The 20,090-nt window shown below is 66.6% G+C and carries 21 protein-coding genes; 6 read left to right on the top strand and 15 right to left on the bottom strand.

Going from position 1 to position 20,090, the window contains the following annotated elements; genetic code table 11:
- Nucleotides 1-16: 16 nt before the first annotated feature.
- Nucleotides 17-898, top strand: coding sequence for a ParB/RepB/Spo0J family partition protein (locus tag ACODSL_RS15390; protein WP_488901593.1), 882 nt, complete (start codon nucleotides 17-19; stop codon nucleotides 896-898).
- A gap of 127 nt (nucleotides 899-1,025) precedes the next feature.
- Here the strand turns inward: ACODSL_RS15390 and holA are convergent, their stop codons facing one another.
- The 4 genes from holA to ACODSL_RS15370 are packed head-to-tail and all read right to left on the bottom strand — an operon-like array spanning nucleotide 1,026 to nucleotide 5,680.
- Complete coding sequence (gene holA / locus ACODSL_RS15385) at nucleotides 1,026-2,075, bottom strand: DNA polymerase III subunit delta (RefSeq protein WP_488901592.1); 1,050 nt, start codon at nucleotides 2,073-2,075, stop codon at nucleotides 1,026-1,028.
- Nucleotides 2,076-2,082: 7 nt separating this feature from the next.
- Complete coding sequence (gene lptE / locus ACODSL_RS15380; protein ID WP_488901591.1) at nucleotides 2,083-2,580, bottom strand: LPS assembly lipoprotein LptE; 498 nt, start codon at nucleotides 2,578-2,580, stop codon at nucleotides 2,083-2,085.
- 3 nt (nucleotides 2,581-2,583) lie between these two features.
- Nucleotides 2,584-5,157: a leucine--tRNA ligase gene (leuS, locus tag ACODSL_RS15375; protein WP_488901590.1), complete on the bottom strand. Its 2,574-nt coding sequence runs from the start codon at nucleotides 5,155-5,157 to the stop codon at nucleotides 2,584-2,586.
- Between the two features lie 25 nt (nucleotides 5,158-5,182).
- The gene (locus ACODSL_RS15370; protein WP_488901589.1) at nucleotides 5,183-5,680 is read right to left on the bottom strand and encodes a DUF3576 domain-containing protein; all 498 of its coding nucleotides are present in this window, start codon (nucleotides 5,678-5,680) and stop codon (nucleotides 5,183-5,185) included.
- A gap of 308 nt (nucleotides 5,681-5,988) precedes the next feature.
- Here ACODSL_RS15370 and ACODSL_RS15365 point away from each other — a divergent pair, with 308 nt between their 5' ends.
- Nucleotides 5,989-6,402 carry an NtrZ family periplasmic regulatory protein gene (locus ACODSL_RS15365; protein ID WP_488901588.1) on the top strand — a complete coding sequence of 138 codons (414 nt, stop codon included), beginning with the start codon at nucleotides 5,989-5,991 and terminating at the stop codon, nucleotides 6,400-6,402.
- On the opposite strand, the gene ACODSL_RS15360 is transcribed toward ACODSL_RS15365, so the two are convergent.
- Nucleotides 6,392-7,027 (bottom strand): thiamine phosphate synthase, encoded by a 636-nt coding sequence (locus ACODSL_RS15360; RefSeq protein ID WP_488901587.1) that lies wholly within the window; start codon nucleotides 7,025-7,027, stop codon nucleotides 6,392-6,394. The two genes, ACODSL_RS15365 and ACODSL_RS15360, sit on opposite strands and share 11 nt — an antisense overlap.
- Before the next feature lie 5 nt (nucleotides 7,028-7,032).
- Here ACODSL_RS15360 and ACODSL_RS15355 point away from each other — a divergent pair, with 5 nt between their 5' ends.
- From ACODSL_RS15355 to ACODSL_RS15340, 4 genes are all read left to right on the top strand, one after another.
- A complete protein-coding gene (locus ACODSL_RS15355) occupies nucleotides 7,033-7,683 on the top strand; it encodes a YggS family pyridoxal phosphate-dependent enzyme (RefSeq protein WP_488901712.1) in 651 nt (216 codons plus the stop codon).
- Between the two features lie 91 nt (nucleotides 7,684-7,774).
- Nucleotides 7,775-8,461, top strand: a complete 687-nt coding sequence (locus ACODSL_RS15350; protein WP_488901586.1) for a response regulator transcription factor — start codon at nucleotides 7,775-7,777, stop codon at nucleotides 8,459-8,461.
- Nucleotides 8,462-8,513: 52 nt separating this feature from the next.
- A complete protein-coding gene (locus ACODSL_RS15345; RefSeq protein WP_488901585.1) occupies nucleotides 8,514-8,891 on the top strand; it encodes a DUF7662 domain-containing protein in 378 nt (125 codons plus the stop codon).
- Complete coding sequence (locus tag ACODSL_RS15340) at nucleotides 8,888-9,304, top strand: type II toxin-antitoxin system VapC family toxin (protein ID WP_488901584.1); 417 nt, start codon at nucleotides 8,888-8,890, stop codon at nucleotides 9,302-9,304. Before ACODSL_RS15345 ends, ACODSL_RS15340 begins: the two co-directional genes overlap by 4 nt.
- On the opposite strand, the gene ACODSL_RS15335 is transcribed toward ACODSL_RS15340, so the two are convergent.
- The 10 genes from ACODSL_RS15335 to ACODSL_RS15290 form a co-directional block, all read right to left on the bottom strand.
- A complete protein-coding gene (locus ACODSL_RS15335) occupies nucleotides 9,305-10,111 on the bottom strand; it encodes an exodeoxyribonuclease III (RefSeq protein ID WP_488901583.1) in 807 nt (268 codons plus the stop codon).
- A 234-nt stretch (nucleotides 10,112-10,345) separates the two neighbouring features.
- Nucleotides 10,346-10,960: a LolA family protein gene (locus ACODSL_RS15330; RefSeq protein WP_488901582.1), complete on the bottom strand. Its 615-nt coding sequence runs from the start codon at nucleotides 10,958-10,960 to the stop codon at nucleotides 10,346-10,348.
- A gap of 45 nt (nucleotides 10,961-11,005) precedes the next feature.
- Nucleotides 11,006-13,405, bottom strand: a complete 2,400-nt coding sequence (locus ACODSL_RS15325; RefSeq protein ID WP_488901581.1) for an FtsK/SpoIIIE family DNA translocase — start codon at nucleotides 13,403-13,405, stop codon at nucleotides 11,006-11,008.
- Between the two features lie 134 nt (nucleotides 13,406-13,539).
- A complete protein-coding gene (locus ACODSL_RS15320; protein WP_488901580.1) occupies nucleotides 13,540-13,923 on the bottom strand; it encodes an endonuclease domain-containing protein in 384 nt (127 codons plus the stop codon).
- A gap of 248 nt (nucleotides 13,924-14,171) precedes the next feature.
- Nucleotides 14,172-15,005 (bottom strand): exonuclease domain-containing protein, encoded by an 834-nt coding sequence (locus ACODSL_RS15315; RefSeq protein ID WP_488901579.1) that lies wholly within the window; start codon nucleotides 15,003-15,005, stop codon nucleotides 14,172-14,174.
- 122 nt (nucleotides 15,006-15,127) lie between these two features.
- A complete protein-coding gene (gene pnp / locus ACODSL_RS15310; protein WP_488901578.1) occupies nucleotides 15,128-17,263 on the bottom strand; it encodes a polyribonucleotide nucleotidyltransferase in 2,136 nt (711 codons plus the stop codon).
- A 237-nt stretch (nucleotides 17,264-17,500) separates the two neighbouring features.
- Complete coding sequence (rpsO, locus tag ACODSL_RS15305; RefSeq protein WP_488901577.1) at nucleotides 17,501-17,770, bottom strand: 30S ribosomal protein S15; 270 nt, start codon at nucleotides 17,768-17,770, stop codon at nucleotides 17,501-17,503.
- A 15-nt stretch (nucleotides 17,771-17,785) separates the two neighbouring features.
- Complete coding sequence (truB, locus tag ACODSL_RS15300) at nucleotides 17,786-18,718, bottom strand: tRNA pseudouridine(55) synthase TruB (protein ID WP_488901576.1); 933 nt, start codon at nucleotides 18,716-18,718, stop codon at nucleotides 17,786-17,788.
- Complete coding sequence (gene rbfA / locus ACODSL_RS15295) at nucleotides 18,719-19,186, bottom strand: 30S ribosome-binding factor RbfA (protein ID WP_488901575.1); 468 nt, start codon at nucleotides 19,184-19,186, stop codon at nucleotides 18,719-18,721.
- 66 nt (nucleotides 19,187-19,252) lie between these two features.
- On the bottom strand, nucleotides 19,253-20,053 hold the full coding sequence (locus ACODSL_RS15290) for a dienelactone hydrolase family protein (RefSeq protein WP_488901574.1): 801 nt from the start codon (nucleotides 20,051-20,053) through the stop codon (nucleotides 19,253-19,255).
- Nucleotides 20,054-20,090: the final 37 nt, after the last annotated feature.

Genomic DNA, 20,090 nt, shown 5'->3' with positions numbered 1-20,090 from the left:
CGGAGTGAACGTGTCGATGGCCGAAGGTCGCAGGGGTCTGGGTCGGGGTCTGTCCGCCCTGCTGGGCGAGTCCGATGCGGAAAATCCCGCGACCGCGGAGGCTGCCGCCGGCGCCCGTGAAATCCCGATCGAGCTGATCCACCGCAATCCCGACCAGCCGCGGCGCCGTTTCGGCGAAGCGGAAATCGCCGAACTGGCCGACTCGATCCGCGAGAAGGGCGTCCTGCAGCCCGTCCTGGTTCGCCCCGCGCCGGGCCTGCCAGGCGAATACCAGCTGGTGGCAGGCGAGCGCCGCTGGCGCGCCTCGCAGCAGGCCGGCCTGAAAGCGATCCCCGCCCTGGTTCGCGAGCTCGACGACCAGCAGGTCCTCGAGATCGCCATCATCGAGAACGTCCAGCGCGCCGACCTCGGCCCGATCGAGGAGTCGCTCAGCTATCGCGCCCTGATGGACCGGTTCGGTCGGACACAGGAGGAGGTCGCCCAGGTCGTCGGCAAGAGCCGGCCGCACGTGGCCAACGCCCTCCGGCTGCTGTCGCTGCCGGCCGAGGTTCAGACCCTGCTGGCCGAGGGCAAACTGACGGCCGGACATGCCCGCGCGCTGATCGGCTCGCTCAATCCTCTGGCCTTTGCCGAGGAGGTCATCGCCCGCGGCCTGAACGTGCGTGACACCGAGGCGCTGGTGAAACGCGGCGCGCCCGAGAAGAAGTCGGTCGGACCCGGTATGGCCGGCAAGACCACGCGGGACCATGACACGCTCGCGCTCGAGAGCGACCTCTCCGAAGTGCTTGGGCTCGGCGTCGAGATCCGTGACCGCGGCGGCGTCGGCGAACTTCGCATCAAGTACGCGACGCTGGAGCAACTCGACGACCTTTGTCGCAGGCTCACACGGGGCGGCTGAGCCGCACGGAGGCGTAGCGGAGTGCGCTTCAAGCAGCCAATTTCGCCACAGAGCCGATTTTCAAAACGCTCTTTTCAAGACATTGAAATCATTAAGGAAAATTCCAGCGTTTCGGACCAGTTCCGGGCTACAGCCCGAGCCGACGCGCGCGGCCGGCGATGGTGAGCGCCAGACGCTCGGCCAGCAGATGATCTGGCGAACCGGCGGTCTTGCAAGCTAGGTCCGCCGCCAGCACCTCGGGATGCAGCGCCAACAGATGCTCGAGCGTCCAGGCGCGGGCCTGACGCAGAAACTCGCGCTCGTTCTTCCAGAACACGCCGGACGACTTGGCGGCCTCGGCCAGCGAGGCGCCGTTCTGGGCGAGCGTCAGAACCCGGCGCAGTTTGGCCAGGTGCATGCCCATCGCACGGACGGCGGCCGGACCGCCCTCCCCCTCAGCGGCCGCGCGGCGCAGGCCTGCCTGGGCGGCGCCCAGTTTCCCCCCGAACGCATCGGACGCGGCATCAAACAGTGAGGCCTCCGGTTCCACGCCGAGGAAGGCTTCCAGGTCAGCGGCCGTCGCCACCCGTCCACTCCCTGGGCCAAGCCAGAGCGCCAGCCGTTCGATCTCCTGGCGTGAAACACCACGCTCGCGGGGCATGCGGGCGACGAAGACCTCAAGGGCGCCCGCGTCGAGTCCCACCTTGTCGGCGGCGAGGGATTCGCGGACGAGGCGCGCGATGTCACCCGGTTCGTCCTCGTAACAGGGGATGGTGGCGCAGGCGGCGGCCTTTTCGGCGGCCTTGCGCAGTGGCGAAGACCGGTCAATCGCACCGGCCTCGATCAGGAAAAAGGCATCGGGATTGAACCGACCCTCGGCGTGACCCGTCAGCGCCTCGGCGACGAGGCGGTCGGGGCCGATCTTCTCGGTGGAAAACCGCACGCGGACCAGGCGTCGGCCGCCCATCATCGATATGGCGCTGAGTTCGTCGGCGAGCCGGCCCTCGCCCACTTCGTCCTCGGTCATCACCGCGACGTCGAAGGGGTCGTCGGGATTGGCCGTAACGGCCTTCGCCAGCTGGTCGGCCCGCTCGCGCACGCCGCCGCGATCGCGGCCATAAATCACAGCCGCCCGGAAGACCTTGTCAGGCGATTTCAGGAAGCGTTCGACGTCCGGCCGTTTCGAGAGAATGGCCAAGGGAGGCCTAAGCTCCGCCGCCGCGGGCCATCCAGTCGGCCAGCTGCAGCTGGATCTTGCGCGCCAGTTCCGAGGCGGCACGGCTCTGGGCGTCTTGGTTGGCGACGATGCCGGAATAGGGCTGGTCAGCCCGATCAAACGTCGCCTCGGTCTGGGTCGTGCCTTCAAGCGCGACGGCGCCGGTGGCCACCCGTGTGAGCTTCCAGTCCGCGACCAGCACCAGCTCGTAACGGCTGGCGGTGGCGTCGACCCTGCGACCGCGCGGCGTGCGGGTTTCCTTGAGGTCCAGCGTCAATCGATAGACGGCAGGCGACGCTTCATTGCGGGTCAGCGCGTCATCCAGCGCCTGTCGCAGCAGAAAACCCGTCCTGCCTTCAGGCGCGACGCTTTCGATGCTCGACAGGCCCGAAGACAGGCCCGGGGTTGCGTACAGCGGGGTGAATCCGCAGGCGGTGAGCGCCGGGGTCATCAACAGCAGGGCAAACGCGACGAAACGGGCCTGCATGATCTAGCCCACCACGATGTTGACGATACGGCCCGGCACGACGATCACCTTTCGCACGGTCAGACCGGCAAGGTGGACCGACACGGCCTCGTCCGCCAGAGCCTTCTCGCGCACATGGGCCTCGCTGGCGTCGATGGCGACCCGGATTTCACCGCGGCGCTTGCCGTTGACCTGTACCGGCAGCAGCAGCTCGGCGTCCGTCGCCATGGCGGGGTCAAAGACCGGCCAGGGCGCGTCGACGACCATGCCCTCGCCGCCCATCCGGACCCAGCATTCCTCGGCCAGGTGGGGTGTGAACGGCGAGATCAGCCGCGCCAGCACCGAAAGGGCTTCCGCCCGCGCGGCTGCCACGCTTCCGTCGGAGGCCGTGAAGGTCTTGAGAACATTCAGGAATTCATAGAGGCGCGCGATGCCGCTGTTGAACTTGAACTGTTCGACCGACTCCGTGACGGCTTTGATGATCTTGTGTGTCGCGCGGCGCAGCTCTTCGGATCCGGTGGCGTCTTCCGGCGCGTCGACAACGTCGCCCTGGCTGTCGAACTCGGCCCAGACGCGCTGCACAAACCGGCCGGCGCCCTCGACGCCGCCCGTGGTCCATTGAACGTCACGCTCAGGCGGGCTGTCGGACATGACGAACAGGCGCGCCGCGTCGACGCCGTACTGCTCAAAGATCTCCTCGGGCGCGACGACGTTCTTCTTGGATTTCGACATCTTCTCGATGTCGCCGATCACCAGCGGCTCGCCCGTCGCGGTGACGGTCGCGCGACGCGTGTTTCCTTCGTTCTGGAAGGTGATCTGCGCCGGCTCGACCCAGTCGCCGGTGGCGGTCTTGTAGGTCTCGTGCGTCACCATGCCCTGGGTGAACAGGCCGGCGAACGGCTCGGCGACCGAGACCATGCCCTCGTCCTTCAGGGCGCGCGTGATGAACCGGGCATAGAGCAGGTGCAGGACGGCGTGCTCGACCCCGCCGATATACTGGTCGACCGGCAGCCAGCGGTCGGCCGCTGCCTTGTCGATCGGCTCGGCGGCCGTCGGATTGGCGAAGCGCGCGAAGTACCAGCTGGAGTCCACGAAGGTGTCCAGGGTGTCGGTCTCGCGCTCCGCCTCGCCGCCGCAGCGCGGACAGCTGGTGAATCGCCAGGTTGGATGTCGCAGCAAGGGATTGCCGGGCAGATCGAAGCTCACGTCGTCGGGCAAGACCACCGGCAGTTGGTCGGCCGGGCTCGGCACCACCCCGCATTTTGCGCAGTGAATCACCGGAATCGGACAACCCCAGTAGCGCTGGCGTGAGACGCCCCAGTCCCGCAGGCGATAGACGGTCGCGCCCTTGCCCCTGCCCATCGCCTCGATCTTCGCAACGGCCGCCGCCTTGGCCGGCTCAATCGCCAGGCCGTCGAGGAAATCCGAGTTGAAGATCTTGCCGGGGCCCGTGTACGCCTCCGAACCGACCATGAAGGTCGCCGGATGAGCGTCAGCCGGCAGCACCACAGGCAGCACCGGCAAGCCGTACTTGCGCGCGAAATCGAGGTCCCGCTGGTCATGGGCGGGGCAGCCGAAGATGGCGCCCGTGCCGTAGTCCATCAGGATGAAATTGGCGATCCAGACCGGCAGGGTCTTGTCCGCGTCGAACGGATGGGCGACGCGCAGACCGGTATCGTAGCCCAGTTTTTCTGCACCCTCGATCTCGGCTTCGGACGTTCCGCCCCGGCGACATTCCGCCACGAAGGCGGCGATCTCCGGATTGGCCGAGCCCAGTTGCTCCGCCAGGGGGTGGTCCGGTGCGATGCCGACAAAGGCAGCGCCGAACAGGGTATCCGGGCGCGTGGTGTAGACCTCGAGGCCGTTCTCGAAGCCTGCCGGCGACGCGCCCGCGAAATCGAACGAGAAGCGCAGGCCGGTCGAGCGACCGATCCAGTTTTCCTGCATGGTCCGGACCTTGTCCGGCCAGCGGTCGAGGGTCGCCAGACCTTCGATCAGGTCATCGGCGTAGTCGGTGATCCGCAGGAACCACTGTGTCAGCTTCTTCTTCTCGACCACCGCGCCGGAGCGCCAGCCGCGGCCATCGATGACCTGCTCGTTGGCCAGGACGGTCATGTCGACCGGGTCCCAGTTGACCGTCGCCTCCTTGCGATAGACCAGGCCGCGCTCGAGCAGTCTCAGGAACCAGGCCTGCTGCTGGCCGTAGTACTCGGGATCGCAGGTGGCGAACTCGCGACTCCAGTCGATCGACAGGCCCAGCGCCTTCAGCTGTTCCCGCATCGCGGCGATATTGTCGTAGGTCCAGCCCTTCGGGTGGACGCCCCGCTCAATGGCGGCGTTCTCGGCCGGCATGCCGAACGCGTCCCAGCCCATGGGGTGCAGGACGGCATGGCCGCGGGCGCGCCGATAGCGGGCCACCACGTCGCCCATGGCGTAGTTGCGCACATGCCCCATGTGGATGCGCCCCGACGGGTAGGGGAACATCTCCAGCACATAGTATTTCGGGCGCGGGTCGTCGTTCTCCGTACGGAAAACGTCCGCATCCGCCCAGGCGGCGCGCCACTTGGGCTCTATATCCTTCGGATTGTAACGGGCCATTCGGCGTGGTGCTTGATGTCCGGAATCAGCCGGAGAGGTTGGCCAGGTGCAGCTGGCGCGCCCGGGTCAGGATGGCGTTCTCGATATCCGTCTCGGTCTGGGCGGCGGTCGGCGCGTCGGTCCAGCCGCCGGCGCCGTCGCTGATCTGCTTGAAGACCGTGACGTTCAGGCCGTCGGCCCTAAGTCGCGTATCGAGGATGTAGACGGTCGCCTTGAAGCGCTCGTTCGGCTTTTCCGGGTTCACGTACCAGTCCGTGATGACCACGCCGCCATAGGGGTCGGCCGAGGCCAGCGGCATGAAGGACAAGGTGTCCAGCGTCGCGCGCCACAGGTAGCCGTTGACGCCCAGCTGGGCCGGCCCGCCGGCGCCGCCCTTCGGGGCGCCGCCGCTCATGCCCGGCAGGGACAGCCGAAACCCGCCACCCTCTTCCTGGGTCTGGAAAGTCCGGGATCCGCCCGTGGAGCCACAGGCGGAGACGCCCACGAGAACCGCGGCCAGCACTCCGACAGAGGCGACCCGCATCCATGATCCGCGCGCAAACGCCATGTTCTCTCGCTCCACTCGTTCCAACGGTTGTCTTCCTGTTGAAGACAGACCGACGTTCACCCCGTGCCCATCAAGTGCGTCTACAACATGGCCTCGTCGTCGCCAAACGGGAATCGCGTGTCCCTCGCGCCACAGGCGAGGCGGGAATCGTCTGACTCAAGCCCAGACTCCGCCGCCGGTCGTTGACCCTGGCGCAGGACGGCCTTTAATCGCGATCGAGGCCCACCCATCTCCAATAGCGAAGATGGATCGGGCAAAGCGGCTGGGGGAGCCGGAAGGCGAAAATGGCGAAGTTCTGGAGCATCGCGGTGGTTGCGGCGCTGGCCCTTACGGGGTCGGCGACGGCGGCTATTGCGCAAAACGCTCCCGCCAAGCCGCGGACGCCAAGCGCTGCGGACGCCTTCATCGTTCGCGGCGACTTCAATCTGAGAGACTCCCAGTTTGGAACGCCGAGCGGCCGTCGCACGCTCGTGTGGGACGCCAAGAAGGGCCGCTGGGGCCTGATGCTGGATATCGCCCCGCGCATGGGTGTTGACGCCCAGGCGCGCGACGTCGAAGCCGGCGCCTTCTTCCGTGTGACGCCGCAACTGCGGGTCGGTGGCGCGGTTGGCGTTGGTCCGCAGCTGGCCCCGGTTCGCAAGCCCGGCGACAATGAGGAAACGCCTCGCGTGCGCCTCGAGACCGCCTTCAAGTTCTGACGGCGTCCGCCAGACCATCCACCATCGCCAAGCCCTGTATGCCCGAGCCTGACAGCTGCGGGGCCGTGGCCATGTTGACGCCTCCGAGCGCGTAGACCGGCAGTCGGGCCGCATCGACCAATGCCATGAAGCCGGACACACCAATTGCGTCCCCGGGTGAATGGCTGCGGCTTGAAAAGAGCTTTGAGACGATCGCCGCGTCGCAGCCGCCCGCCGCCGCGCGCTGCACGGGATCCAGGGAATGGGCTGCGGCGGTCAGGATCCAGTCGGGATGGCGATCCCGCACGCCTGGAGCCTCGTCCAGGGCCCGTTCCGGAAGATGGAGCCCATCCGCCTCACAAGCCCTGGCCAGGTCCGCGTCGGCGCCGATGAGGAGCTTGAGGCCTCGTTCGGCGGCGATCGCACGGAGGGTCAGGGCGGTCGCCAGCGCGTCCGGTGCGCCGAAGGCCCGGTAGATGACGCCACAGCCCTCCGGAAGGCGGCTGGTGATAGAGACCGGATCGGGCGTCCGAAGCGGGTCCGTGACGAACAGGAGCCGGGGCAGGTCCTTTTCGTTGGCGAACCGGGGTCGTAAGGACGCAGCAACATCCATCAAGTTGCGGAGGTCGTCGTTTGCCGCTGTCATCGGAAATCGCCGCCGCCCGCCTTTCGGTGCTGGATCGCATCGCCGTCGCCGCCCGTCAGGCCGGCCGCGATCCGGACGATGTGACTCTGGTCGCGGTCTCCAAGCAACAGCCTGATGAGCGGATCGACGCGATGCTGGCCAGCGGACAGCGCGTTTTCGGCGAAAACAGGGTCCAGGAAGCCGAGGCGCGATGGGCTTCGCGCCGCTCAGGCGTTGAACTGCGGCTGATCGGGCCCCTGCAGACCAACAAGGTGCGCGAGGCGGTCGCCCTGTTTGATGTCATCGAGACGATCGACCGCGAGAAGCTGGCCAGGGCCGTTGCGGCGGAACTGGCCAGGACCGGCCGCACCCCTCGCCTCTATGTTCAGGTCAATATCGGCGAGGAGCCGCAGAAGGCCGGCGTCGCGCCTTCCGATGCGGATGCCTTCATCGACCAGTGCCGCGGGCTCGGGCTCCTGATCGAGGGTCTGATGTGCATCCCGCCGGATGGCGCGCCGGCGGCCCCGTTCTTTGCCTGGCTGGCTGCGATCGCCGAGCGCAACGGCCTGCGGAAGCTCTCGATGGGCATGAGCGCCGACTATGAGATCGCAGTGAGCCAGGGCGCCACCAGCGTTCGCGTCGGATCAGCGCTCTTTGGCGGTCGAATGGCGCGCTGAGGCTCGCGCTGGCGCGTCGGCCTTCCTATCTCTGAACGGAAATGCCCTGCGGTGGTTGGCCTGCGGGCCCAAACCGGTGCATGGTCCCCCTATGGTGCAACGCAAGACCCTTCTGATCGTCGACGATGACGCCGACCTGCGCGGCGCGCTCGCCGAACAGCTTCAGCTTCATGAGGAGTTCGCCGTCGTCCAGGCCGAGACAGCCGGCGAGGGCGCCCGCCTCGGCAAGGAAGCCCGTCCGGACCTGATCCTGCTCGACGTCGACCTGCCCGACATGGATGGCCGCGAGGCCTGCCGGCTGATGCGCAAGGGTGGGGTGACCTGTCCCATCATCATGCTGACCGCTGCGGCCAGTGACGCCGACACGATTCTGGGTCTCGATTCCGGCGCCAACGGGTATCTGACCAAGCCCTTCCGGTTCGGCGTGCTTCTGGCCCATATCCGCAGCCAGCTTCGCAGTCATGAGGCGTCCGAGGACGCCGTCTTCCGGATCGGCCCTTACGAATTCCGCCCCGCGTCCAAGCTCCTGGTCGACGACAAGGCCAAGAAGGTCCGGCTGACGGAGAAGGAAACCAATATCCTCAAGTACCTCTACCGCTCGGGATCCAAGGCGGTGTCGCGTGAGGAACTGCTGACCGAGGTGTGGGGCTACAATGCCGGCGTCACGACCCACACGCTGGAAACCCACGTCTACCGGCTGCGCCAGAAGATCGAGCCCGACCCGGCCAACGCCAGGCTGCTGCTGACCGAAGCGGGTGGCTACCGGCTGCAACCTTAGTAGACACATATAAAACCTACATGTAGCCTCATGTGTAAAATTGGGGGCTAACATGGGTAAATATGACCCGCTGACCGAGTTTCTGGCCGAAACGGCCGGGGACGAGGTCCCCATGACCTTCGCCGAGATCGAGCGGGTCACGGGCCATGCGCTGCCGGCGTCCCGACGATATCCGGCCTGGTGGAGCAACAATCCCGACAACAATGTCATGACCAAAGCCTGGCTGGCCGCCGGCTTTCAGACGGAGCAGGTCGATATCGGCCGCGAACAGCTCGTCTTCCGGCGGGTCTCCCCGGCCGCGTCAGCGCCGCAGCCTCGTTCAGGGACCATTCTGGAGCGCGTTCGCGCCCGGCTGGGCGGCATGGTCACCGTAGCGCCCGGCGTCGACCTCGCGGCGCCGGTCAGCGACCACTGGGACGCCGAGCGGTGAGCCGCGCGCCGATCCTGCTGGACACCTGCGCCGCTATCTTGGCCGCCGAACCGCAAGGCTTGTCCCCGGGCGCGCAGGAGACCATCGAACAGGCCGAGCGGGATGGGATTCCGCTGCTGGTATCGCCCATCACGGCGTGGGAAATGGGCATGCTGGTCGCCAGGGGGCGGGTCGCGCTTCTGGGGCCCCCGCTCGTCTGGTTTTCGGGTCTGCTCGAAGCGGGCGTTCAATCCGCCGACATGACCCCGGCGATCCTCATCGAGGCGTCCTTCCTGCCCCACTCACGGCTCCGGGACCCCGCTGATCGCGTGATCGCGGCGACAGCGCGCGCGCTGGGGTGCCGGATCATGACCCGCGACAGGCCGTTGCTGGAGTATGCCGCCGCCGGCCACGTCCAGGCGATCGCCTGCTGATCAGAGGTTGAAGTCGGCCGATACGGGGGCGTGGTCGCTGGGCTTGTCCCAGCCGCGCACGTCGTCATGGATCCGGGCCTGGGCCTTGCCGCCGGCGAAGGCGGCGTCCCGCAGGCCCGGCGTGACCAGGATGTGGTCCAGCAGCAGGCCGCGGTTCGACTGACGGAAGTCGGCGGCGCGGTAACTCCACCAGCTGGCCAGCTTTTCGGGTTCGGGCGCCGCCTCGCGCATGAGGTTGGTGAGGCCGAGCGAGGCCTCCAGCGCCCGGAAGGCCGCGATCTCGACCGGCGTATGGCTGACGATCTTCGACATGTAGCGGTGGTTCCAGACGTCGAACTCACCCGGGGCCACATTGAGGTCGCCGGTCACCACCAGCGGGGTCCCGGGGTCGCGTTTCGCCAGTTCGGCCGTCAGCGTGGCGTAGAAGTCGAGCTTATGGTCGAATTTCGGGTTCAGGGCCCGGTCGGGCACGTCGCCGCCGGCCGGAATGTAGAAATTATGGATCTCGACGCCGGCGATCTTCGCCCCGACGCAACGGGCGTGGCCCTCGCGGCAGACATCCAGCAGCGGCGCATCCTCGATCGGCAGGCGAGAGGCGATGGCCACCCCGTGCCAGCCCTTCTGGCCGGCGATACGGAAGTGGTTGAAGCCGAGGGCCTCGAACATCGCCGTGGGGAACTCGTGCGTCTGACACTTGATCTCCTGCAGGCACAGGACATCGGGCGCGATCTCGTCGACCATCCGACCGATGAGCTCGCCACGCGGGCGGACGGAGTTGATATTCCAGGTGGCGAGACGCAGCCGCATGGGACCCAGATAAGCTGCTTCGGCTCAAAGAAAACGCCCGGACGCGGGTGAGGCGTCCGGGCGTAAAAAGTGGTCTCTCATGCCGCGGCCGGGAGGGGATAGGTTCCGGCACGGTATCTCAGGGGTGCGCGAGGTCGGGCGCGCAATCCATGAGTGGCTTTATCGCAACGGAACAATGGAAACGTCAACGGTGATTCGCGGGGGCGATTGCCTGTTGCGAATGTGTCACGATTCCTAACGGCGCGTGGGCTGCTGCGGGAAGGGCGCGCGGAACAGGCCGGGATCGAGATCGCTGACCCTCACGAGGCTGGTCAGACGGACCTGGGTCTCGGCGTTGCGGGCGTCCGTGATCTTCCAGCCGAGCAACTGCATGGGCGCATCGCCGAACGTCAGGACGATCTGCCCGCGAGTCTTGCCGACCCGGTCCTGGGCCGTGAGCTCGAAGCCGTCGGCGAGCCGGTTCACACGGGTGACCGTCACACCCCGGTCCAGCCGGATTTCGTCGGCCAGGAACAGTTTCAGCGGTGTCTGGTTGAGGAAGTAGCGGTTGACCGTCTTGAGCCGTTTGTCGGCCACCGAGACCACCTTGCCGTCCGAGACGACCAGCAGGCTGGACGGCGCATCATATTCGAAGCGCGCGCGGCCGGGGCGCTGGAGGAAGACGGCGCCCTGGGTCACCGAGCCGCGGGGGTCGGTCTGCACAAAACGGCCGCGGGCCGAGGGCAGCCCCTGCAGGTAGGCCACGGCCTTGTCGACCAGCGCCTGGTCGGCGGCGGGCAGGGCAAGGGCCGGTCCGGCCAGCATCAGGGCGGGGGCGGCAAGCAGAAGGGCGCGGCGGGTCGTGTCCATGAAACTCGTCTAGCAGCTCCCGGCGGCGAATCTAGGGCGCCCGGCCTAGGGTGGGGGCCCGACGAGGATCTCGCGTTTGCCGGCATGGTTGGCGGGACCAACAACCCCTTCCTGCTCCATGCGTTCCATCAGCGAGGCGGCGCGGTTGTAGCCGATCTGCAGCCGGCGCTGGATGTAGCTGGTCGAAGCCTTGCCGTCGCGGGTGACCACAGCCACCGCCTTGTCGTACAGGCCACCGTCGCCGGCGCCGTTCTCGTCGCCGAAGGCCAGGCCGCCCTGGCCCTCGTCGGCCTCGTCCTCGGCCCCGGCCGTGACCTCGTCGAGGTATTGCGGGCTGCCCTGCTCGCGCAGGAACTTGGCCACCGCGGCGACTTCCTCGTCGGCCACGAACGGGCCGTGCAGGCGCGTCAGACGGCCGCCGGATCCCCCGGCCATGTAGAGCATGTCGCCCTGGCCCAGCAGCTGCTCGGCGCCCTGCTCGCCAAGGATCGTGCGGCTGTCGATCCGTGAGGTGACCTGGAAGCTGATCCGGGTCGGGAAGTTGGCCTTGATGGTGCCGGTGATGACGTCGACCGACGGGCGCTGGGTGGCCATGATCAGGTGAATGCCGGCGGCCCGGGCCATCTGGGCCAGCCGCTGCACCGCGCCCTCGATATCCTTGCCGGCGACCATCATCAGGTCGGCCACCTCGTCGATGACCACCACCAGATAGGGCATGTGCTCGGGGCGGATCTTCTCGCTCTCGAAGATCGGCCGGCCGTTGTCGTCAAAGCCGGTCTGGACGGTGCGCTCGAAGTGCTCGCCCTTGTCGATCGCCTCCTTCGCCCGCTCGTTGTAGGCCGCGATGCCGCGCACGCCGATCTTGGCCATGCGGCGATAGCGGTCTTCCATCTCGCGGACAGTCCACTTCAGGGCGACGATGGCCTTCTTGGAGTCGGTCACAACCGGCGCCAGCAGGTGCGGAATGCCGTCGTAGACGCTCAGCTCGAGCATCTTCGGGTCGATCATGATGAACCGGCACTGCTCGGGCGGCAGGCGGTAGAGGATCGACAGGATCATGGCGTTGACCCCCACCGACTTGCCCGAGCCGGTGGTCCCCGCGATCAGCAGGTGGGGCATCTTGGCCAGGTCGGCGATGTAAGGCTCGCCGCCGATCGTCTCGCCCAGCGCCATCGGCAGGGTCTGGAATTGCTTCTCGTAGTCGGCGCTGGCCAGCAGGTCGCGCAGATAGACCGTCTCGCGCTTGGTGTTGGGCAGTTCCAGCGCGATGGCGTTACGACCCTGAACGACGGACACCCGGCAGGCGGCCACGCCCATCGAGCGGGAGATGTCGTCGGCGAGCGCGACGACGCGGGCGTGCTTCACGCCGGGGGCCGGGACCAGTTCGTACAGGGTCACGACCGGGCCCGGACGGATCTGGTCGATGTTCCCGCGCACGCCGAACTCCGCCAGCACGCTCTCCAGCAGCCGGGCGTTCTGGCGCAGCCCTTCCTCGTCGAAATTGCCGGCGCGGGGCTTTGGCTTCGCGAGAATGGCCAGTTCCGGCAGCATGAAGCCGCCGGGCTGGACGAAGTCGAAGGTCTTCTGCTGCTCGCGCACCTCTCGGCCGCTGCTGCGGGGCGTGGCCTTGGGTGGCTTGATGGCCGGCTCGCCGTCGGCGTTGCGCGCGATTGGGGCCTGGATCGGTGTCGGGACTTCGGCCGCCGGGCTGGCGTCGTCTGCGAAGGCCAGGGGCTTGGCGGCCCGCTCGGCGCGACGGCGCACGGCAGGGGCGCTCGCGGGGACCGGCGCGGGCGCCGGCGCGCGACGGGCGCGGTCCAGAAGGTGCTCCAGCGCCCCGCCGGCGGCCTCGGCCATGCTTTCGCGACTGGCGCCCAGCGCCAGCGCAAGACCGATTGCGCCCAGCCCCAGCAGGATCAGCCCGGCGAAGACGCCGGCGGCCGGGATATGGGCAAATCCGAGCAGACCAGAGAGGGCGCCCAGCAGGGCGTCGCCCCAGAAACCGCCGAGACCGCCGGCCAGCGCCCAGCTCTTGGGTGGCGTCGGCCCCGACAGGGCTCCGGCGAGGGCGAACACCGCCAGCAGGCCGATCATCGCCCGCAGGCGCATGGGGGCCCGGCCCATGCCGGGCTCGGGCTCCAGCACGCGGGTCAGGCCAAAGACGATCATCAGCAGGGCCAGGCCCCAGGCCGCCAGACCCAGTGATTGCAGGCAGATGTCGGCGATCAGCGCGCCCATGCCACCCATCAGATTGGTGGCCGGAAGGGCGGAGGCGGCATTCAGGCTGGGGTCGGCGGAATTCCAGCTGGCGAAGGCCGCGATCAGCGCCGCGCCGGATGCCGCGATGACGCCCCCGCGCAGCCGCGTGGTCAGCGGGCGCGCCCAGGCCCAGGCGACGAGTTCCATCGCCATCTCCAGCCCCGATCGCCGCATCGCCCGCGCCATTCGAATCCCCGTTCCCGTGACCGCCCGTTGTCGCGCGGAGAGGGTTAAGGGGCGTTTACTTTGGGGGCGGATCTCATCCTCTCCCGGAGGGAGAGGTGGCCTGGCGGAGCCAGGTCGGAGAGGGAGACCCCGATCTACCCGAAAGGGGAGCTCGGGCCCCGCCAGCCGAGGTCCGCGCTGATCAGTCCGAGCGCCGCATCGATGTCTTCCAGAACCAGGCTGGCTGGCAGGCGAAGCGTCCGGACGCCCCGCTTCGCCACCCATGCGTCGCGCGTTGCATCGCGAGCCATCTGATCGTCGTGCTGGTGGACGCCGCCATCGACCTCGACGGCCAGTTTCGCGCGGTCGCAGTAGAAGTCGAGGATGTAGGGGCCGAAGGGGTGCTGCCGCCGGAATCGCAGGCCCTTGAACCTGTTTGCCCTCAGAGCGCGCCACAGGGCCATCTCCGAGGGGGTCATCGTCTGCCGATGGGCTCGCGCCCGCGTCGGCGAAGCGGGGCGCGTTTTGCATGGATTCAATTCAAGCGCGCGTTTTTCGCCGGCGCAATGCCTGAGGCGATGCCATATCCCTCTCCGACCCGGCTCCGCCGGGCCACCTCTCCCTCCGGGAGAGGAAGAGCCTTAAACCCTTGCAGGCCAGCGTGCCGGACGTGCCGGGTTGGTCAAGGGTGGGCCTCCGGCCCATCGCTCCGCGACGCGAAGCGCCCTTGAGCAACCCGGAACGCCCGGCGATCATCCCGGCATAGGGTTTGGGGAATAGTCCGCGCTCAACTCATGAGCGCGAACAGATCGGACTCCTGAAGAATGCGTATAGGATACCCTGCCGCGATGAGCTCCTCAGCCTTAATCTGCTTAGAGCTCTTGTCTTTGCCCGCAAGCCGATCAACGTCCTGATCGCCGACCACCAGCAATGTTGTTCGCTTGGTCACCCCAGCATCGACCGCTCCACCAGCTTCATGAAGCAGGTCTGCAATTCGTTGCCGCGGCTGAGACAAAGTCCCGGTGATAACTACGGTTTCGCCTACCAACGGACCATCACCATCGCCCGTTCGCGAAACTGATCTCGCCGGCCCTGAAAGGGGTTGAGCACATCGAGAGAACCATTCCTCCAAACCCAGTCCGCTGTCGGAAATGGCCTTGAGAACAATCAGGCCTGCGGCGCGCGCGTCCTCAAGCGCATCGTGATGGCGGAACTTGATCCCAAACTCCTTAGCGAGGTTTTTTAGGCTGAACCCGCTTTCCGAATATTGCGGCCACGCGCGCCTAGCGATCCGGGCACTATCAAGCCAACGACAGCTCTGTCCCTGGATTCCATATCTCGAGGCGGCTTGGGAAAGTGCGGTGCGGTCGAAAGCCGTATGACTAATCACGATTTGATCGCGCAGGTGTCCATCTAGCCAGCGAGACACATCTTGAAAATTGGGAGCTCCGACGACGCGATCTGGGTTTATTCCGTGAATGCTGACGTTGATTGGGTGAAAGTAATCCTCTGGATCTACGAATGCGCTGTCCGCAAAGGATTCCTGGCCATTCTCAAAGCCTACGACCCCGATTTGGCAAATGCTTGCCATCTGCGGGTTTGCGGTTTCGACGTCGATCATCACAAACTTCATTCAGTGATAAAGCCATACTCGCCGCAAACGGTCCATTCGGAACAATGCAATGAAAAAGGGCGGCTCCGTTTCCGAAGCCGCCCCTGATCTCACAGCGATAACCGGAAGGCTTACGCCTCGGCGGGTTCCGCCTTGGCCGAGAGGTCTTCGCCGGTTTCCTGGTCGACGACCTTCATCGACAGCTTGGTTTTGCCGCGATCGTCGAAGCCGAGGAGCTTGACCTTGACCATCTGGCCTTCGGTCAGCACGTCGCTGGGCTTGGAGACCCGCTCGTTGCTGATCTGGCTGACGTGGACGAGGCCGTCCTTGGCGCCGAAGAAGTTCACGAAGGCGCCGAAGTCGACGACCTTGACGACCTTGCCGTTGTAGATGGCGCCCAGCTCGGGCTCCGAGGCGATCGACTTGATCCACTCCTTGGCGGCGTCGATCTTGGCCTGGTCGGAGGCGGCGATCTTGATCGTGCCGTCTTCGCCGATGTCGATCTTGGCGCCGGTTTCAGCGGTGATCTCGCGGATCACCTTGCCGCCCGTGCCGATCACTTCCCGGATCTTGTCGACCGGGATCTTGATCGTCTCGATCTTCGGGGCGAACTCGCCCAGTTCCGCGCGCGGCGCTTCCATGGCCTTGGCCATTTCGCCGAGGATGTGGTGACGGCCGGCCTTCGCCTGCTCGAGAGCCTGCTTCATGATCGCTTCGGTGATGCCGGCGATCTTGATGTCCATCTGCAGGCTGGTGATGCCGTCTTCGGTGCCGGCGACCTTGAAGTCCATGTCGCCCAGGTGATCTTCGTCACCCAGGATGTCCGACAGAACCGCGAAGCCGTCCTTCTCGAGGATCAGGCCCATGGCGATGCCGGAGACCGGCTTCTTCAGGGGCACGCCCGCGTCCATCAGGGCCAGCGAAGAGCCGCAGACCGTGGCCATCGAGGACGAGCCGTTGGACTCGGTGATCTCGGAGACCAGGCGGATGGTGTAGGGGAACTCTTCCGCGCTCGGCAGCATCGGACGGATCGCCCGCCAGGCCAGCTTGCCGTGACCGACGTCGCGACGGCTCGGCGCGCCCATGCGGCCCGTCTCCCCGACCGAGTAGGGCGGGAAGTTATAGTGCAGCATGAACTTCTCGTAGTACTTGCCTTCCAGCGCGTCGATCATCTGCTCGTCGTCGCCGGTGCCCAGGGTGGCCACGACCAGGGCCTGGGTTTCGCCGCGGGTGAACAGGGCCGAACCGTGGGCGCGGGGCAGGATGCCCACTTCGCCGATGATCTGGCGGACCTTGTCGACCGTGCGGCCGTCGATGCGGATGCCGGTGTCGAGGATGCCGCGACGGACCACGTCCGCTTCCAGTTCCTTGAACACGGCGCCCAGCTTGTTGGCGTCGTAGCCGTCCGGATTGGCGTCGGACTTGGCGAAGGCCGCGGTGGCCTTGGACCGGGCGGCGCCGATGGCGTCGACCCGCTCACCCTTCTTGGTGATCTTGTAGCCGGCGGCGATGTCGGCCCCGACGAGGTCCTTCATCTTGGCCTTCAGCGCGTCGGTGTCTTCGGTTTCGAAGTCGAAGGCGTCCTTGGCGGCGTGTTCGGCCAGTTCGATGATCGCGTCGATCACCGGCTGCATGCCCTTGTGGGCGAAGGAGACGCCGCCGAGGACGACTTCTTCCGACAGTTCCTTGATTTCCGATTCAACCATCATCACGGCGTCGGCGGTGCCGGCCACGACGAGGTCCATCTGGCTTTCCTTCAGCTCGTCGAGCGTCGGGTTGAGCACGTATTCGCCGTTGATGTAGCCGACGCGGGCGGCGGCGATCGGACCCATGAAGGGGGCGCCGGAGATGCACAGGGCAGCCGAGGCGCCGATCATGGCGACGATGTCCGGATCGTTCTCCAGGTCGTGGCTCAGCACGGTGGCGACGACCAGCACTTCATTCTTGAAGCCCTTGACGAACAGCGGGCGGATCGGACGGTCGATCAGGCGGCTGGTCAGGGTTTCTTTCTGCGACGGCGCGGTTTCGCGGCGCGGGAAGCTGCCGGGGATCTTGCCGGCGGCGTAGAACTTTTCCTGGTAGTTGACGGTCAGGGGGAAGAAGTCCTGGCCGGGCTTGGGGCTCTTGGCGAAGGTGACCGCGGCCAGAACCGTGGTATCGCCGTAGGTGACCAGAACCGCGCCGTCAGCCTGACGGGCCATGCGGCCGGTTTCGATGGTCAGCGGACGGCCGCCCCATTCGATGGTCTTGCGTTTGATGTCGAACATTTGAGGGTGTGTCTTTCTCTGTATCCCGCGGGCGTATTCCCAACGGGGGCGGACAGGCGTCGTTTCCGAAATCCTCTCCAGATGTCAGGCCCGGTGAGGATTTCGATTGAACCCTCGACGTACGGATAGATGAGACCCTGGGGTCTCCACCTCGGCGTTCCAGAGCCTGAAGGAACAGGGAGGGTCTGTTGCAGAACACCCACCCCCGCGGAACGGAGGTGGGTGTTTTGGGCAGGCCTAGCGGCGCAGGCCCAGCTTTTCGATGATCGCCGTGTAGCGGCTCTCGTCGGACGCCTTCAGGTGGTCGAGGAGACCGCGACGCTGGGAAACCAGCTTCAGCAGGCCACGACGGCTGTGATTGTCCTTCTTGTGGGTCTTGAAGTGCTCGGTCAGGTTGGCGATGCGTTCCGAAAGGATCGCGACTTGGACTTCAGCGCTGCCGGTGTCACCAGCGGTGCGGCCATGTTCAGTGATAAGCGCGGCTTTGCGCTCCAGCGTAATCGACATCGGTCAAGTCTCCGCTCAGGCTTGAATAAAGACCCGGACGGGATTGAGCCTTCCCGCACGCATCTCGGCGAGGGCCACCAGCCTGTCTCCTTCCATGGCTGAAACGAGTCGAGAACCGCCGGTGAGGCGGGCCTTGAGCGTTTCGACCTGTCGGGGGACGAGAACGATGGGTCTTCCCTGCGCCAGCCGAAAGGCGTCCTCCGCGGTCACGGCCAACGCCGGGATGTCGTCCAGCGCGGTCTCGACCGGGAGCAATACCTCCGGAAGCGCGGCCTTATGGCTCAAATTTTCCAGATTTTCCAGTGTTATCGCACGATCCTCGCCGAACGGGCCAACGCGGGTCCGGCGCAGCTGGCTGACATGGGCGCAGGCGCCGAGCGCCTCGGCCAGGTCGCGGACGATCGAGCGGACATAGGTGCCCTTGCCGCATTCGATCTCGAGTTCGATGTGGTCGACGTCCGGAACGGCGCTGACGCGGGCCGAATGGATAGTGACGGTGCGGGCCTTGAGCTCGAAGTCCTCGCCGGCGCGGGCCAGGTCATAAGCGCGCTCGCCGTCGACCTTGACCGCCGAGTAGTTGGGCGGGACCTGTTGGATCTCGCCGATGAAGGCCGGGAGAGCCGCCTCGACCTGATCGCGGGTCGGGCGCACGTCGGATTCCGCGGTGGTCGCGCCTTCGCGGTCCAGCGTGGTCGTCGAGCGGCCCCACTCCAGCGTGAACCGATAGGCCTTGTCGGCGTCCATCATGAACGGGACGGTCTTGGTCGCCTCTCCGAGCGCGATGGGCAGAACGCCGGTGGCCAGCGGGTCCAGCGTGCCGGCGTGGCCGGCCTTCTGGGCGTTGTAGAGCCAGCGCACCTTGCCGACGGCCTGGGTCGAGCCGAAGTCGTAGGGCTTGTCGAGACAGACCCAGCCGGAGACCGCCTCGCCCTTCTTGCGGCGGGCCACCTAGTCTTCCTCGCCGGCGTCATCCGAAGCGGGCGGGTCGTCGGCATGCAGGTCCTTCTGGACCAGCGGGTTGTCGAACAGGCGGTCGATCCGCGCGGCGTGAGCGAAGCTGTCGTCGTGGAAGAACTTCAGGTCGGGCGTGAACTTCATGTCGATATGCCGGCCGAGGCGTCCGCGCAGCAGCTTGCTGGCGCTGTTCAGGGCCTTGACCACCGTCTGGGTCTCCGCGCCGGTGACGCCGGCGCCGAGCGGCTCGACGAAACAGATGGCGTGCTTGAGGTCGCTGCTCATGCGCACTTCGGAGACGGTCACCGAAACGTCGGCCAGGGCCGGATCGGCGAGGTGTTCCTCACGCAGGATCTCGACCAGGGCGTGGCGGATCAGTTCGCCGGCGCGCAGCTGGCGTTGCGAGGGACCGGACGGGGCAGCGTGACGGGATTTCCCGTGGCGGGCGGAAGCGCGTGACATGATCTGTATCCAGACGCCTGGCGGGGGGTCGAACCCCGGATAGGCGGAAAGGGCGCGCTTCTAGGCTCAGGCGGGGGCGCTGTCCAGTCTGAGGCGGTGGCGGAAGAAGCTGATGGTGCGGGCCTCCGCGTAACGGGTCGGGCCGCTGTTGGCCAGATGGATGGTCAACACGGAGTGGCCCGGTCGTCCGGTGCCTTGCCGGGCGTCTTCCGGCTTGAGCTGAATCGCCTCGAACCGGTCGCCAAAAGTTTCCTTGAGCATCTCGAACCGGCCCGGCGGCACGAAAGGGTCGCCGTGGAAAGCCAGGCCCAGCAGACTGAGGTCCTCGTCCTCGAAGCGCTGTTTGGCGCAGCGGATCTCGGCGGCCGAGCAGTCGATGGTTCGCGCGCCCTTCTTGCCGAGCGGCAGCGAGGGCTGGCTGAGCACGGGGGCGACGACCGAGGGCTCGGTCATCATGGCCAGGGCGAAGCCACCGGTGAAACACATGCCCAGCGCCCCGACGCCGGGCCCGCCGCACTCGGCGTGGACCTTGCGGGCAAGGGCGCGGAGCCAGTTCACGATCTCCGACGACTTGCCGTTGGCCCAGGCGTTGAACTCTCGCCGGATGCAGATGTTCATGAACATCTGGCCGATGGCGTAGCCGTTCGTGACTTGCTTGCCCGGAGACCCGAACAGGCTGGGCAGGAACACCGTCATGCCGGCGGCCGCCACCCGGTCGGCGTAGTCGACAACCAGCGGATGCAGGCCCGGTATCTCGTGCATGATGATCACCGCCGGCCCCGTCCCGCGCCGGAACACCTCGCGGGTGTAGGGCCCGTCAGTGAAGGTGAAGCGCTCGTAGGCCTTCAGCGCGTCGATATCTGCCATGTCGTGTCCCCCGCCCATCTGCGGAGACTAGGCTGGT

This window comes from Caulobacter sp. FG121 (assembly GCF_057809815.1).
This window is presented reverse-complemented; position numbering and strand designations above follow the sequence as displayed.

Bases quoted from the DNA above. Each gene is read 5' to 3' on its own strand.
- ACODSL_RS15325 (WP_488901581.1), bottom strand. From the start codon at position 13,405: ATGGCGCGGGCGATGCGGCGATCGGGGCTGGAGATGGCGATGGAACTC.
- ACODSL_RS15360 (WP_488901587.1), bottom strand. From the start codon at position 7,027: ATGACAGCGGCAAACGACGACCTCCGCAACTTGATGGATGTTGCTGCG.
- ACODSL_RS15370 (WP_488901589.1), bottom strand. From the start codon at position 5,680: ATGCGGGTCGCCTCTGTCGGAGTGCTGGCCGCGGTTCTCGTGGGCGTC.
- leuS (WP_488901590.1), bottom strand. From the start codon at position 5,157: ATGGCCCGTTACAATCCGAAGGATATAGAGCCCAAGTGGCGCGCCGCC.
- ACODSL_RS15330 (WP_488901582.1), bottom strand. From the start codon at position 10,960: ATGGACACGACCCGCCGCGCCCTTCTGCTTGCCGCCCCCGCCCTGATG.
- ACODSL_RS15390 (WP_488901593.1), top strand. From the start codon at position 17: ATGGCCGAAGGTCGCAGGGGTCTGGGTCGGGGTCTGTCCGCCCTGCTG.
- ACODSL_RS15350 (WP_488901586.1), top strand. From the start codon at position 7,775: ATGGTGCAACGCAAGACCCTTCTGATCGTCGACGATGACGCCGACCTG.
- ACODSL_RS15365 (WP_488901588.1), top strand. From the start codon at position 5,989: ATGGCGAAGTTCTGGAGCATCGCGGTGGTTGCGGCGCTGGCCCTTACG.
- ACODSL_RS15345 (WP_488901585.1), top strand. From the start codon at position 8,514: ATGGGTAAATATGACCCGCTGACCGAGTTTCTGGCCGAAACGGCCGGG.
- lptE (WP_488901591.1), bottom strand. From the start codon at position 2,580: ATGCAGGCCCGTTTCGTCGCGTTTGCCCTGCTGTTGATGACCCCGGCG.
- rpsO (WP_488901577.1), bottom strand. From the start codon at position 17,770: ATGTCGATTACGCTGGAGCGCAAAGCCGCGCTTATCACTGAACATGGC.
- rbfA (WP_488901575.1), bottom strand. From the start codon at position 19,186: ATGTCACGCGCTTCCGCCCGCCACGGGAAATCCCGTCACGCTGCCCCG.
- ACODSL_RS15290 (WP_488901574.1), bottom strand. From the start codon at position 20,053: ATGGCAGATATCGACGCGCTGAAGGCCTACGAGCGCTTCACCTTCACT.
- pnp (WP_488901578.1), bottom strand. From the start codon at position 17,263: ATGTTCGACATCAAACGCAAGACCATCGAATGGGGCGGCCGTCCGCTG.
- ACODSL_RS15315 (WP_488901579.1), bottom strand. From the start codon at position 15,005: ATGATCGACGTCGAAACCGCAAACCCGCAGATGGCAAGCATTTGCCAA.
- ACODSL_RS15335 (WP_488901583.1), bottom strand. From the start codon at position 10,111: ATGCGGCTGCGTCTCGCCACCTGGAATATCAACTCCGTCCGCCCGCGT.